Source organism: Massilia oculi (assembly GCF_003143515.1).
GTDB lineage: Bacteria > Pseudomonadota > Gammaproteobacteria > Burkholderiales > Burkholderiaceae_D > Telluria > Telluria oculi.
Map to the genome: position 1 here is coordinate 2,403,967 of NZ_CP029343.1, position 14,076 is coordinate 2,418,042.

Here is a 14,076-nt window from a genome sequence, read left to right on the forward strand (position 1 = left end):
GTGCTGAACTGACGCAGCGGCCCGGCCTGCCCGGCCCGGCCGCTTCCCCGTCCAGCCGGAGCGAGCGCCATGTTGCCGAGCGACCTGACCCACCTGACGCCCTCGCAGGTCGACGACCTGCGGCGCAAGCTCGCCGCCGCCGGCTGCGATCCGCCGCCCGGTGCGCGCACGGTCGCCGAGCTGCGCGACGCCTTCGCCCTGCTGCGCAAGCGCCACGGCCTGGCGCCGTCGGACAGGATCGACGCGGCGCTGCTCCGCTACCTCGACGCCGCCGCCGGCCACCTGTTCGGCGAGGTGCTGCGGGACGAACTCGACATGCTGCGCCCCGAGACCGCGCAAGAGGGCGACGCCGCGCTCGAGGCCGCCCTGCCGCCCGACCGCGAACGCCTGTTGCAGCGCGCCCATGGCGGCATGCTGGCCGGCCTGGCCCTGTCCGGCGGCGGCGTGCGCAGCGCCACCTTCAGCCTGGGCGCCTTGCAGGCGCTGGCGCGCTGCGGCCTGCTGCGCCACATCGACTACCTGTCCACCGTGTCCGGCGGCGGCTTCGTCGGCGGCTGGTTATCCAGATGCTTGCATGCCAACGGCGGCGACATCGGCAAGGTGGAAGCCATGCTGGCGCCGCAGGCCGGCAGCGGCGAAGCCCCGGAACTGCGCTACCTGCGCCAGTACAGCAACTACCTGTCGCCGCAGGGCGGCATGTTCAGCGCCGACACCTGGACCCTGGTCGGCACCTATGTGCGCAACACGGGCCTCAACCTGGCCATGCTGGTGGCCTGGATGTGCGCCCTGCTGCTGCTGCCGCGCTTCGCCGTCTGGGCCGTGCACCGCGTGGTCGCGCCGGGCGGTCCATGGACGCACCTGGCCGACGTCGCCTGGATCCTGGGCGTGCTGCTGTTCCTGTTCGCCGTGTTCTGCATCGCGCTGTCGATTTCGAGCAAGCCCGAAAGCTCGCGCGGGATGCGCCGCTTTCCACTGTCCCAGGGCGCGGTCCTGTGGTGCATCAACCTGCCCCTGCTGCTGGCGGGTTTCCTCGGCAGCCTTGGACTGTGGCGCCACGGCGGGGCGGCGCCATCGAGCTTTTTTTTGCCCACCCAGCTCGAAGGCCGCTGGTACTGGCTGCTGGCCCCGGGCCTGGTGTATTTCATCGTCTGGGCCTGCGGCTGGTACCTGGCCCACGACCGCTCCAGTCCCTTCCGCCGCACCGGCTATACCGTGTGCGCCGCAGGTGCGGCGGCCGTGCTGCTGGTGCTGCTGGAAGCCGGCCGCGCCTTCGCCCCCGGGATCCTGGCGCTGCTGCGGGTCGATGCCGCCCGGCTGTCGCTGCTGCTGTGCTGGACGGTGGGCGTGCTGCTGGTGCTGGCCGGCTGGCTGGCCATCTACACGCGGCTGCACGCCGACCCGCCGCTGCGCGACCTCTCCCGCGCCGAACTGGGCGAAGGCCTGTCCCACTTCCTGTGCGCGATGGGCGCGCTCACCCTCGGCACCCTGCTGCTGCTGGGCGGGATGGCGGTGCTGCCCGATCCCGCCGGCCAGCGCGTGCTGAACGACGCGATCGCCCTCGCCACCTTCGGCATGCCGCTGATGATGGCGCTGTTCGCCGCCACCATGACCCTGATGATCGGCCTGGTCGGCCGCCTGTACAGCGACGCCAGCCGCGAATGGTGGAGCCGGCAAGGCGCCTGGACCGCGATCTTCGCCCTCCTGTGGCTGACCGTGTACGCCACGTGCTTCTACATTCCTCCCTTGCTGCACTGGGCCTGGCTGACCTACGAACCCTGGTCGAACCTGGGCACCCTGCTCGGCTGGCTGGCGATGACCGCCTTCGGGCTCAAGGCCGGCAGCAGCATGTCGACCGGCGCGCGCGGCGCCCCGGATCCGAAGCTCGAACTGGTCGCGCGGCTCGCGCCCTATGTGTTCTCGGTCGGGATCTTCGCCCTCTTGAGCAGCCTGGTACAGGCCGCGGTGGCGCTGCCGAACGTCGCCTGCCCGAAGGCCGAGCTGACCTGCGTGCTGCGCGCCCATGCCGACGCCACCCTGGCAACGGGGGGCACGACCCTGCTGCTGGCCTTCAGCGCCTTCCTGGGCGCCGCCCTGCTGCTCGGCTGGCGGGTCGACATCAACAAGTTTTCCCTCTATATGCTGTACCGCAACCGGGTGGTGCGGGCCTGGTTCGGCGCCGACAACCGCGCGCGCCAGCCGCATCCCTTCACCGGCTTCGATCCCAACGACGACATGCTGCTGGCCGAGCTGCGCTACGGCCGGCCCTATCCCATCGTGAACACCGCGCTGAACCTGGTAAGCGGCGCCGAACTGGCCTGGCAGACGCGGCGCACCGCCTCGTTCGCCTTCACGCCGCGCTGGTGCGGTTACGAGCAAGCCAGCGCGGTTCCCGGCGGCGCGGGCGCGCCAGCGGGCTGCTACCGGCCGACCGACACGTATGCTTCGCGCTCCGGGGTCGGCCTGGACGACGACGCCGGCGTGCGGCTCGGGATGGCGGTGGCCTTGTCCGGCGCCGCGGCCAGCCCGAACACGGGCGCGCACTCGTCGCCGCCGCTGAACTTCCTGATGACGATGTTCAACGTCCGCCTGGGACGCTGGTGCCCGAATCCCGCGCGCCGCGCCTGGACCAGCGCCTCGCCGCCGATCGGCCTGTTCAGCCTCTTGTCCGAGCTGTTCGGCCAGCTCGACTCCGACGCCGCCTATGTCCACCTGACCGACGGCGGCCACTTCGACAACCTGGGCATCTACGAGCTGGTAAGGCGCCGCTGCCGGCTGGTGATCGCGATCGACGTCGGCAGCGACCGTCATCTCGCCTTCGAAGACCTGGGCAATGCGATCCGGCGCTGCGGCACCGACCTGCACGTGCGGATCGACCTCGACGTCTCGCGCCTGGCGGCCGCCGCCGCTGGCGGCGGGTGCGGCGCCGCAGCCGGCATGCCGGCTGCCGCGGCCGGCAGCATCCGCTACAGCCAGGCCGACCGCGGCGCGGCCGACGGCGTGCTCCTGTACGTGAAACCGGCCATCGTCGGCAGCGAGAACGCCGACCTGCTCAACTACCGCAAGCTCCATCCCGACTATCCGCACGAAAGCATCGCCGACCAGTGGTTCGACGAAGCCCAGTTCGAGAGCTACCGCGCACTGGGCGACCACATCGTCGACTGCGCGCTGCGCGAGGCGGCGCGCGCCACCGTGGGCGCGAACGGCGAACAGGATATCGAGGCACTGTGCGCGCAGCTGCTGCAGCGGCATGGGCCGGCGCCGCGGCCGCAGAGGTCGTGATAGGCTGCGTCCACCAACCATGCCAGGCAACATGATGAATCGAGCTTCCCGATGACCCGCGCAACCGTCGTCACCTTCGACCTGTCCACCATCGCCAGCATCCGCGAGCTGCACGAACTGATGGCGAAGACCCTGCATTTCCCCGAATGGTATGGCCCCAACTGGGACGCTTTCTGGGATGTGATCATCGGCCTCGTCCCGATGCCGGACAAGCTGCGCCTGATCGGCTGGGACGACTTTGCGCAGCGCTTCCCGCGCGACGCCTTCATCATGAAGAAATGCCTGACCGAGCTGGCCGAGGAATACCCCGCGAACGCGTCCGACGTCGACTATCTCTGAAGGATCGGCGCCCGCGCCGGCACGGCGGGCGTCGCCAGCAGCCGCCCCAGGCAGGCCAGCGCCAGCAGCGAGAACAGCACCGCGCTGCCCAGCGTCAGCCGGTAATCGTGGCCCGAATGGTCGAGCAGGGGCCCGATGCAGCTGGCCACCAGGATGTTGGCGAAAGCGACCAGGATGTCCTTGCTCGCGTTGTAGCGCACGAACTCCTCGCGCGGGAACAGCGCCAGCGGCATCGCCGCCGCCGCGGTGAAATAGGCGCCCGAGCAGATCACGTGGGCCACGTAGAACGGGCGGAAACTGGCGGCGCCGTCGACCAGCAGCCAGCCGCCCAGCGCGATCGCGAAGTACAGCGCCATCATGGCGGCGGCCACGCGCACCGCGCCGCGCCGGTCGACCAGCCAGCCGATGACGAAGGCGCTGGCGATCGACACCGCATAGGCCAGCGCGGTCAGCTCGCCCAGCTCCGCCTTCGACAGCCCGAGGTCGAGCGCGTAGTGCAGCGAAAAGGTGTTGAAGGGGACGAAGGTGACGGCGGCCAGCATGAAGGCGCCGAAGATCCACAGGTAGCGGCGCTGGGCGCAGCAGTGCCGCAGCTGCGTGCGCGCCAGCGCCAGCCGCCCGCCGGCCGCGTCGTCATCCACCGTCGACGCCGGCGGCGGGTAGTCTCCCTCGCGCACCATCAGGCACATCAACGGTATCGTCAGGCCGAAGATCAGGGCGATCGCCACCAGGATCTCGGCCAGCCAGGCTTCGCTCAGGGCGAACAGCGTCATGTTGAAGCCGATCGCCACGCCCAGGCCGACGACGCGCACCGCGGCGTAGAAGCGGCCCGCCAGCCCGAAGGGAATGACGTCGGCCACGAGCCCGGCGAACAGCGCCATGGTGGTCATGGCGGCGGCGTCGAACACGGTCCAGAACAGGCAGAACAAGCCCAGTTCGAGCATGCGCAGGCCGGGCGACCAGGCGCCCAGCAGCGCGTGGACGCCGGCCGCGAACGCCGGCGCCAGGGCCACGCACAACATGGCGGCGGCGGCCAGCGGCGCGCTGACTACCAGGTAAGGACGGCGCCGTCCCCAGCGGCTGCGGCTGCGGTCCGACCTCAGCCCGATCGCCGGCACCACGAGCAGGCTGATGAGCGCCGGCACGGTCGACAGCAGCATCGCGACGGCGGTGTCCGAGGCGCCGTGGTTGCGCAGCACGACCAGCCCGATCGGTCCGGCCCAGCGCTCGCGCACCGCGATCCCGAGGGCGCCGACCAGCAGCCAGCCGACCAGCACGCACAAACCCCAGGCGCCATAGCGCAGCGTGCCGGCCTGCCAGCGTACGTTCGCGAGGGCGGCGCGCCGCATCCTGGATCTAGGTCGGCGCGGGGCCGGTCGAGTCGCGCACCACCAGTTCGGTATCGAAGGCGATGCGGGCGGCGGCCGGCGGGCGGCCTTCGATCATCTCGACCACTTCCCGCACTGCGCGCTCGGCCAGCGCCTCGTAGGGCTGGTGCATCGTGGTCAGGCGCGGGAACACGTGGCTGGCGGTCGAGATGTCGTCGAAGCCGACCACCGAGACGTCGGCCGGCACCTTCAGGCCGCGGCTGGCGATGGCGTCGAAGGCGCCGAAGGCCATCTCGTCGTTGGCGGCGAAGATGGCGGTGGGCGGCGCCGCCAGGTCGAGCAGACGGCATGTGGCGGCGAAGCCGCCGGGCTGGTTGAAGGCGCCGTCCACCACCAGGTCCGGGTCGACGGCGATGCCGGCCGCCCCCAGCGCTTCGGCATAACCGCGTTCGCGCTCGGCGCTCTGGCCGGTGCGCTTGGTGCCGGCGATGAAGGCGATGCGGCGGTGCCCCAGGCCCAGCAGGTGCTCGACCGCGCGCCGCGCGCCGATGCGGTTTTCCAGCACGATGGTGGGCAGCGCCAGCTGGCGCGCATCGAAGAACACCAGCGCGCAATTGAGCTGCTGGCGTTCAACCGCATCGAGGAAGCGGTCGTCGGCGGTCGGCATCAGGAGCAGCAGGCCGTCGCACAGCTTGCTGAGCGTGGCGCAGGTGGTCATCCGGTCGGGGCTGTCGAAGCGGTCGGCGTTGAACAGCAGCAGGTCGTAGTCGCGTTTTCTCGCCTGCTCGCCGATGGCGCGCACCAGCTCGTGCAGCACCACCGGGCCGTAGTTGTTCATGAACACGCCGATCAGCTTGCTCTTGTCGCCGCGCATGCGGCGCGCCAGCATGTCCGGCGTGTAGTTCAGCTGGGCCGCCGCCGCCATGATGCGCTCGCGCGCCGCGTCCGACACATAGCCGGTGCCGCGGATCGCGCGCGAGGCGGTGATCGGCGCGACGCCGGCCAGGCGGGCGACCTCGCTCAGTTTGCTGGCTTTGGCCATTGGTCTCCTTCAATCGATCATATTGTTGAGTGTTTGCAGTAACTCAACACCAAGCTGTGGTTACGATACCACGTCGAACTCGGCCGATTCCAGATATTTTTCTGCAAAATCAGGTGCTTATCCCACCAGTACAGCCTATGCCTGACCCTCGTTGAGTATTTACGAGACGCATGGTAACGTAACCATACGGTTGTCATACAAGAATTGCGATGGTCCGGCGACCGGTGCTTCATCTTCAGCCGCACGTGCCGAGCACGGCGGCCCGACATTACAAGCGAACCTCGAAGTTCGCGGTCAGGAGACACTATGCAGAAGAAGATTATGGCCGCGGCGCTGCCGCTGGCTTTGGCCGCCGCAACCATGACACCCGCGCTGGCCCAGCAGGCGCCCACCGCGCCCCCCTCCCCGCCCGACGCCGCCACCGCGGACACCATTGCCGACGCTACCGCGGACACGCCCGCCGCCGCCAGTGCGAGCGCGCCGCCGGACAATACGGCCGCGCCCACCACCGTGGTGGTCACGGGCTTTCGTTCCAGCCTGCAGAAGGCGCTGAACCTCAAGCAGCAGGCGATCGGCGTGCGCGACTCGATCGTCGCCGAGGACATCGGCAAATTCCCCGAGGCGAACGTGGCCGAGTCGCTGCAGCGCGTTCCCGGCGTGATCCTGAACCGCGACGACAGTTCGGGCGAAGGCCAGCGCATCTCGATCCGCGGCCTGCCCACCGAGTATTCGGTCACCACCCTGAACGGCGCGCCGGTCAACACCACGTCGACCAGCACCATCGGCAGCGCGGCGCGCGGCTTCAACTACGACGTGTTCGCGTCCGAACTGTTCGGACGGGTCGACTTCTACAAGTCGCCGCTGGCCGAACTGACCGAGGGCGGCATGGGCGGCATCGTCGACCTGCAGACCCCGCGCCCCTTCGACAGTCCCAAGCGCACCATCCGCTACGCGGTCTCCGGCGCCTACAACACCAGCGCCAGGGAGGCCGATCCGACCGGCTTCGCGCTGTATTCGAACACCTGGGGTTCGTGGGGATTCCTGGCCGGCGTGGCCCATTCGAAGGCGGTCAACAACCGCTCCGGCTTCGAAGCCACCGGCGGCTACAACAGCTCGAAGAACGGCAGCCGGAGTCCGGTCATGGGCAACTTCGCCCTCGCCCTCGACTACGACGACCCGCGCGCCAACCTGTCGGGCTACAGCCGCGAGCAGGTCGACGCCGCCCTGCTGCCGCGCATCTACCGCTACTACGGCTCGCAGAACCGGCGCAGCCGCGACGGCCTGGTGAGCTCCCTGCAGTTCAAGCAGGGCGGCCTGAACCTGAGCCTGGACGGCCTGTACTCGCGCCTGGAGAACAGCCGCGACGAGCTCTATTACGGCCTCCTGATCCGCAACACCCGCACCACCAACCGCAACGCGCCGCCGGGAACCAACGGCCACAACGGCCTGGTGCCGATCGACGTGCGCATCGATCCCGGCTCGAACCTCCTGACCGGCACCTTCGGCAACACCTCGTACAGCAGCGGCGTGACCTATGGCGAAGACAAGACCGAGTTCGGCTACCTGGCGCTCAACGGCCGCTGGGAGGCGCGCCCGGGGCTGGTGGTGACCGGCCAGGTGAGCGCCAACAACAGCAAGGCCACCAGCTACTCGGATACCCTGTCGGGCCAGATCTTCGGCGTCGACACGACCATCGACTACGGCGCCGACCATGTCTACCCGTCGATGTCCTCGCCAGTCGACTACACCGACCCGGCCAATTTCAGCGGCTTCGACGTCACCACCGGCTGGACCCGCGAGCGCGACAAGGGCCGCCAGGCGCGCCTGGTGGTGGACTACGACTACGACCTGTTCGGTGGCTGGACCGGGCGCCTCAAGACCGGCCTGGTCTACGTCGACACCAGCAAGGACGTCGAAAAACGCAATGCCGGCGCCGCCATGAAGGCGAAGATGGTCGGCCTGGGCGACGCCAGCGTGCGCGCCAATATGGTTTCGGTGTTGCCGATCCCCGACCTGGACATGGGCGCCGGCTGGCCGAACCGCTTCGGCACCTTCACCCGCGACTATGCGTTCTCGACCTACAACCCGGTCGCCTTCAACACGAGCGAAGCGTTCACGCCGGCGCAGAGCTTCGGCGCGGCCGAGAAGGTCAGCACCGGCTTCGTCCAGTCCGATTTCAAGGGCGACGTGCTGGGACGCGAGCTGCGCCTGAACGCCGGCGTGCGCTGGTCGCAGACGAAGCTCGACATCGAGAACTTCAAGAGGAGCGGCAGCGGCAACACCTACCAGCCGAACAGCGAGCAGGGCAAGTACACCAATGTGCTGCCGGCCGTCAGCGCAGCCTGGGACCTGAACGACGAGCTGATCTTCCGTACCTCGTGGGGCAAGACCATCAGCCGCGCCTCGCTGTCGATCATCGCGGCCCAGACGGTGATTCCGAACGCCTTCGACAATACCGCGACCGCCGGCAACCCGAACTTGCGGCCGCAGCAGTCGAAGAACTTCGACACCAGCCTGGAATGGTATTTCAAGCCGGGCAGCCTGCTGTCGGCGGCCTACTTCAAGAAGAAGCTGACCGACGCCACGGTGTCGACCACCACCAACACCACCTTCGGCGCCCTCGGCCTGCCCGACACCGCGCTCGGGGCGATCTTCCAGGATAGCAGCGGCCGGGTCGATCCGAACCTGCCGATGGTGCTGCGCACCTACAGCAACGCCGGCGAACAGACGCTCAAGGGCTACGAACTGGCCTACCAGCAGGACTTCACCTTCCTGCCCGACCCGTTCAAGGGCTTCGGCGCGCTGGCCAGCTATACCCACATCGATCCCTTCAACAGCATGCGCTGGATCACCAACGCGGGCAAGGAGATCGAGGTCAACTCGGTGCCCAAGTACGCCTACAGCATCACGACCTACTACGAGCGCGGCCCGCTGGCGATGCGCCTGTCCTACAACTACAAGGACCGCTCGCTGCATGGCGACAATCCAAGGAATAACGGCGACGACCTGATACGCTGGCGCGCCGCGCGCGGCTACCTGGACGGCACCATCAGCTACAAGCTGTCCGAGAACCTGGAGCTGCGCCTGGATGCGCTGAACCTGACCGACACCCTGAACTACGACTACTTCGAGGACGCCACCGGCCAGTACGGCAGCGGCAAGCACACGCGGATGGACTACGCGAAGTACGACGGGCGCACGTTCAAGATCGGCATCCGCGGCAAGCTGTGATGCGCAAGACCGGCTTTCTCGTCCGCTGCGTCGGGCTCGCTGCTGGCGCCGCGCTGCTGCACGGCTGCGCCAGCAGGCCCGGAGCCAGCATCGTCGACGTCGGCCCCGGCTGGGCCGGCAACTCGGTCAACGCCGTGGTGTTTCGCAAGAACGCCCTGACGAGCGACGGCGCGCACCAGTACATCGCCTACTACGACGGCGCCGGCCAGGTCGTACTGGGCAAGCGCCGCCTCGGCGGCGACGCCTGGGAACTGCGCCGGACCGCCTGGCGCGGCAATGTGCGCGACGCCCACAATGCGATCAGCATCATGGTCGATGGCGAAGGCGTGCTGCACATGGCCTGGGACCAGCACAACAACGCGCTGAACTACGCACGCGGGGTCGCTGCGGGCAGCCTCGAGCTGCGGATGGCGCCGATGCTGGGGCGCGACGAAGCCTCGGTGTCGTATCCGGAGTTCTTCCGCATGCCCGATGGCGGCCTGCTGTTCCTGTACCGCGACGGCGGTTCGGGACGCGGCAACCTGGTCGCCAACCGCTACCATCCGGCCACCGGCTGGCGCCGCGTGGCCGACAAGCTGATCAGCGGCGAGGGCCGGCGCAACGCCTACTGGCAGGCCGGCGTGGATGGCCTCGGGGTCATCCACCTGTCCTGGGTCTGGCGCGAATCGCCCGACGTCGCCAGCAACCACGACATGGCTTATGCGCGCTCGCGCGACGGCGGCGCGAGCTGGGAAGACAGCAACGGCAGGCCTTACCAGTTACCGATCAGCGCCGCCAGCGCCGAGTACGCGGCGCGCATCCCGCAAGCCAGCGACTTGATCAACCAGACCTCGATGGCCTTCGACGTCCAGGGCCGGCCCTATATCGCCAGCTACTGGAGGACGAAGGACAGCGCCGTGCCCCAGTACCGCGTGCTGTACCGGCGCGACGAAGGCTGGCGCCGGCTCGACCTGGATTTTCGCAAGACCGCCTTCTCGCTCGCAGGCATGGGCACCAAGGCCATCCCGATCGCACGCCCGCAGCTGCTGATCGAAGGACAAGCGGGCGACCCGTCGGGCCTGCTCGTGTTTCGCGACAGCGGGCGCGGCGAGCGCGTGTCGGTGGTCCGCATCGCCGGCTTCGACGCGCCGCGCTGGTCGGTGCACGACCTGACGAATAGCGCCGTCGGCGCCTGGGAACCGAGCTACGACACCGAGTTGTGGCGGCGCCAGGGCGAGCTGCACCTGTATCTGCAGGCGGTGCGGCAAGTCGATGGCGAAGGGCTGGCCGACGTGCCGCCATCCACCGTGCAGGTCTTGCAGTGGCGACCCGCAAGCGACACCCACATTCAGTGAAAGACGACATGACGAGACGACTCTACCTCAAGCTTGCCCTGGCCACGCTGGTCGCCCTCGCCGGCGGCTGCGCCAGCACCGGTGCTCAAATTCCGACACGGGCCGACGTCCTTGCCGACCTGACCCGCGCCAACGATTACTGGCAACGCAAGCACGCCCCGCAGCAGTGGGCATTCTGGGACGTCGCCGCCTACCACACCGGCAATATGGCGGCCTACGCCCTCACCCGCAATGAGGCTTACCGCGATTACTCGACCGCCTGGGCCGAGCATAACCGCTGGCGCGGCGCCGACTCGGACAAGCGCGCCGAGTGGAAGTACAGCTATGGCGAGACCCAGGAGTACGTGCTGTTCGGCGACTGGCAGACCTGCTTCCAGACCTATGTCGACCTGTACGAACTCGATAGCCGCAAGGACCCACGCCGCATCGCCCGTGCGCGCGAGGTCATGGAATACCAGATGAGCACTTCCAACCGCGATTACTGGTGGTGGGCCGACGGCATCTATATGGTGATGCCGGCGATGACGAAGCTGTACAAGGCTACCGGCGAGCCGCGCTACCTCGACAAGCTGCACGAGTACTTCACGTATGCCGACCAGCTGATGTACGACCCGGATGCCGGCCTGTACTACCGCGACGCCAAGTACATCTACCCCAAGCACAAGTCGGCCAACGGCGGCAAGGACTTCTGGGCGCGCGGCGATGGCTGGGTGTTCGCCGCGCTGGCCAGGACGCTGGCCGACCTGCCGCAGGACCATCCCAGCCGGCCCCTGCTGACCGAGCGCTTCCGCCGCATGGCGGCGGCCCTGAAGCCGCTGCAGCAGGACGATGGCTACTGGACCCGCAGCCTGCTCGACCCGGGCCATGCGCCGGGCCCGGAAAGCAGCGGCACCGCATTCTTCACCTATGCCTACGCCTGGGGCATCAACCACGGCTACCTCGACCGCGCCGCGTATGCGCCGACCGCCCTGCGCAGCTGGCGCTTCCTGAGCCGGGTCGCGCTGCAGGCCGATGGCCGGGTCGGCTATGTGCAGCCGATCGGCGAGCGCGCGATCCCCGGCCAGGTCGTGAACCAGGACTCCACCGCCCCCTTCGGCGTCGGCGCCTTCCTGCTGGCGGCGAGCGAGATGGCGCGCCTGGTCGATCACGCGGGAGGCGCACGATGACGAGATCACTGCCGCGCCGGCGCCTGCTGCAGGGCGCCGCCGCCAGCTCGGCGCTGGCGCTGCTGCCGGCCCAGGTCCACGCCGCTGCCTCGCCCCGCTTCACGATCGGCCGAAATGACTTTCTGCTGGACGGCAAGCCGCTGCAGATCCGCTGCGGCGAGATGCATTTTTCGCGCGTGCCGCGCGAGTACTGGACCCACCGCCTGAAGACCATCAAGGCGATGGGCCTGAACAGCGTCTGCGCCTACCTGTTCTGGAACTACCACGAGTGGCGCGAAGGGAAATTCGACTGGACCGGACAGCGCGATGCCGCCGAGTTCTGCCGGCTGGCGCAGCAGGAAGGCCTGTGGGTGATCCTGCGCCCCGGTCCCTATGCCTGCGCCGAATGGGAGATGGGCGGCCTGCCATGGTGGCTCCTCAAGCAGCCGGGCGACGCCTTCCTGCGCTCCACCAGCGAGGCCTTCCTGGCGCCGTCACGGCGCTGGCTGCGCGAGGTCGGCCGCGTGCTCGGGCCGCAGCAGGTGACGCGGGGCGGCCCGATCCTGATGGTGCAGGTCGAGAACGAATACGGCTTCTACGGCGAAGACCTGGACTATATGCGCGCGCTGCGCCAGACCGTGCTGGACGCCGGCTTCGACGTCCCGCTGTTCCAGTGCAACCCGACCAATGCGGTGGCCAAGACCCATATCCCGGAGCTGTACTCGGTGGCGAACTTCGGCAGCAATCCCGAGGCCGGCTTCAAGGCGCTGGCCGAGGTGCAGCAAGGACCGCTGATGTGCGGCGAATACTATTCCGGCTGGTTCGATACCTGGGGCGCACCGCACCGCCGCGGCGGCGTCGAGAACGCCGTGGCCGACATCAAGACGATGCTGGCGGCGAACGGCTCGTTCAGCCTCTACATGGCGCACGGCGGCACCACCTTCGGGCTGTGGGGCGGCTGCGACCGGCCGTTTCGCCCGGACACCACCAGCTACGACTACGACGCCCCGATCAGCGAGGCCGGCTGGATCGGCGCCAAGTTCGAGGCCTACCGCGCCGCGATGACGCCCTTCCTGGCCGCCGGAGAAACCTTGCCGCAGCCGCCGGCGCCGATGCCGGTGATGACGATTCCCGCCTTCGCCCTGCACGAGACCGCGCCATTGAAAGCCAATCTGCCGGCGCGCACGATCCGCGATGCGTCTCCGCGCCCGATCGAGGAATACGACATCAGCCGCGGCATCGTCGTCTACCGCGTCACCTTGCCGGCCGGTCCAGCCGGGATGCTGGCGGCGTCAAGGGTGCGCGACCTGGCCTGGGTGCGGGTCGACGGCAAGCCGGTGGGCACGATGGACACGCGCTACCGCCGTTTCAAGGTTTCGATCCCCGCGCGCAGCAAGCCGGCGGTCGTCGAGATCCTGCTGTACACGATCGCGCGCGTGAACTTCGGGGTCGAGATCCATGACCGCAAGGGCATGCATGGCCCGGTCACGTTCACGCCGAACGGCGGCGCAGCCCAGGCGCTGGAGAACTGGGAGATCCGCGCCATCGATTTCGATGCCGAAGGCGTGCTGCCGCCGCTGGCCTTCAAGCGCGGCCGCAGCAAGGATGCGGCTTTCTGGCGCGGCAGCTTCGACACGAGCGCCACCCACGATACCTTCCTCGACATGTCGGGCTGGGGCCAGGGCATCGTCTGGATCAACGGCCGCTGCCTGGGCCGCTACTGGAGCATCGGGCCGACCCAGACCATGTACCTGCCAGGACCGTGGATCAGGCGGGGCCGCAACGAGGTGGTCGTGCTCGACCTGACCGGCCCGCGCGAGGCGCGCCTCGCCGGTCTGGCCAGACCGATCCTCGACCAGTTGCACCGCGAGCGCGACCTCGAGCGCCCGCCCAGCAGCGTCAGGCTGCAGCTCGACGGCGTGAAGCCCGCGCACGAAGGCGTGTTCGCGTCCGGCTCCGCGACCCAGGACGTGCGCTTCGCGGCGCCGCTGCGCGCGCGCCAGTTCTGTCTCGAGTCGCTCGACGCCTTCGACGGCAAGCCCTACGCCGCGGTGGCCGAGCTGGCGCTGCTGGACAATAACGGCAAGACGATCGAGCAGTCCGCCTGGACCATCGCCTGGGTCGACAGCGAAGAAGCGCACAAGGAAGACGGCGGCGCGCTCAATGCGATCAATGGCCAGAACAGCGACTACTGGCACACGGCCTACAGCGGCCCGGGCGCCGGCACGGCGCACCCGCATCGCCTGGTGATCGACCTGGGCAAGGACGTCGGGGTGGCCGGCCTGCGCTACGTGCCGCGCCAGGGCAAGGACGACGTCACCGGGCGCATCCGCAGGTATCGCGCCTATGCCGGCGAAAGGCTGGCCGGCGAACCCTGA

General features: G+C 68.9%; 8 protein-coding genes. 6 read left to right on the forward strand and 2 right to left on the reverse strand.

What is annotated here, in order from left to right:
* Nucleotides 1–69: 69 nt before the first annotated feature.
* Entirely contained in the window at nucleotides 70–3,279 is a 3,210-nt protein-coding gene (locus DIR46_RS11115; protein WP_109345286.1) for a patatin-like phospholipase family protein, read from the forward strand.
* Nucleotides 3,280–3,330: 51 nt separating this feature from the next.
* The gene (locus DIR46_RS11120) at nucleotides 3,331–3,618 is read left to right on the forward strand and encodes a barstar family protein (protein WP_109345287.1); all 288 of its coding nucleotides are present in this window, start codon (nucleotides 3,331–3,333) and stop codon (nucleotides 3,616–3,618) included.
* Here the strand turns inward: DIR46_RS11120 and DIR46_RS11125 are convergent.
* Entirely contained in the window at nucleotides 3,609–4,967 is a 1,359-nt protein-coding gene (locus DIR46_RS11125; RefSeq protein WP_109345288.1) for an MFS transporter, read from the reverse strand. The two genes, DIR46_RS11120 and DIR46_RS11125, sit on opposite strands and share 10 nt — an antisense overlap.
* A gap of 7 nt (nucleotides 4,968–4,974) precedes the next feature.
* A complete protein-coding gene (locus DIR46_RS11130; RefSeq protein ID WP_109345289.1) occupies nucleotides 4,975–5,988 on the reverse strand; it encodes a LacI family DNA-binding transcriptional regulator in 1,014 nt (337 codons plus the stop codon).
* Nucleotides 5,989–6,294: 306 nt separating this feature from the next.
* Here DIR46_RS11130 and DIR46_RS11135 point away from each other — a divergent pair, with 306 nt between their 5' ends.
* From DIR46_RS11135 to DIR46_RS11150, 4 genes are read left to right on the forward strand one after another with little or no spacing between them, the layout of a single operon-like run.
* Entirely contained in the window at nucleotides 6,295–9,219 is a 2,925-nt protein-coding gene (locus DIR46_RS11135) for a TonB-dependent receptor (RefSeq protein ID WP_109345290.1), read from the forward strand.
* Nucleotides 9,219–10,553 (forward strand): BNR repeat-containing protein, encoded by a 1,335-nt coding sequence (locus tag DIR46_RS11140; protein ID WP_109345291.1) that lies wholly within the window; start codon nucleotides 9,219–9,221, stop codon nucleotides 10,551–10,553. Before DIR46_RS11135 ends, DIR46_RS11140 begins: the two co-directional genes overlap by 1 nt.
* An 8-nt stretch (nucleotides 10,554–10,561) precedes the next feature.
* Nucleotides 10,562–11,719, forward strand: a complete 1,158-nt coding sequence (locus DIR46_RS11145; protein WP_229446575.1) for a glycoside hydrolase family 88/105 protein — start codon at nucleotides 10,562–10,564, stop codon at nucleotides 11,717–11,719.
* On the forward strand, nucleotides 11,716–14,076 hold the full coding sequence (locus tag DIR46_RS11150) for a beta-galactosidase (protein WP_109345293.1): 2,361 nt from the start codon (nucleotides 11,716–11,718) through the stop codon (nucleotides 14,074–14,076). Before DIR46_RS11145 ends, DIR46_RS11150 begins: the two co-directional genes overlap by 4 nt.

What these genes read in the sequence shown, in the direction of transcription:
- DIR46_RS11130 (WP_109345289.1), bottom strand. Translation starts at nt 5,988, where the DNA reads ATGGCCAAAGCCAGCAAACTGAGCGAGGTCGCCCGCCTGGCCGGCGTC.
- DIR46_RS11140 (WP_109345291.1), top strand. Translation starts at nt 9,219, where the DNA reads ATGCGCAAGACCGGCTTTCTCGTCCGCTGCGTCGGGCTCGCTGCTGGC.
- DIR46_RS11145 (WP_229446575.1), top strand. Translation starts at nt 10,562, where the DNA reads ATGACGAGACGACTCTACCTCAAGCTTGCCCTGGCCACGCTGGTCGCC.
- DIR46_RS11125 (WP_109345288.1), bottom strand. Translation starts at nt 4,967, where the DNA reads ATGCGGCGCGCCGCCCTCGCGAACGTACGCTGGCAGGCCGGCACGCTG.
- DIR46_RS11120 (WP_109345287.1), top strand. Translation starts at nt 3,331, where the DNA reads ATGACCCGCGCAACCGTCGTCACCTTCGACCTGTCCACCATCGCCAGC.
- DIR46_RS11150 (WP_109345293.1), top strand. Translation starts at nt 11,716, where the DNA reads ATGACGAGATCACTGCCGCGCCGGCGCCTGCTGCAGGGCGCCGCCGCC.
- DIR46_RS11115 (WP_109345286.1), top strand. Translation starts at nt 70, where the DNA reads ATGTTGCCGAGCGACCTGACCCACCTGACGCCCTCGCAGGTCGACGAC.
- DIR46_RS11135 (WP_109345290.1), top strand. Translation starts at nt 6,295, where the DNA reads ATGCAGAAGAAGATTATGGCCGCGGCGCTGCCGCTGGCTTTGGCCGCC.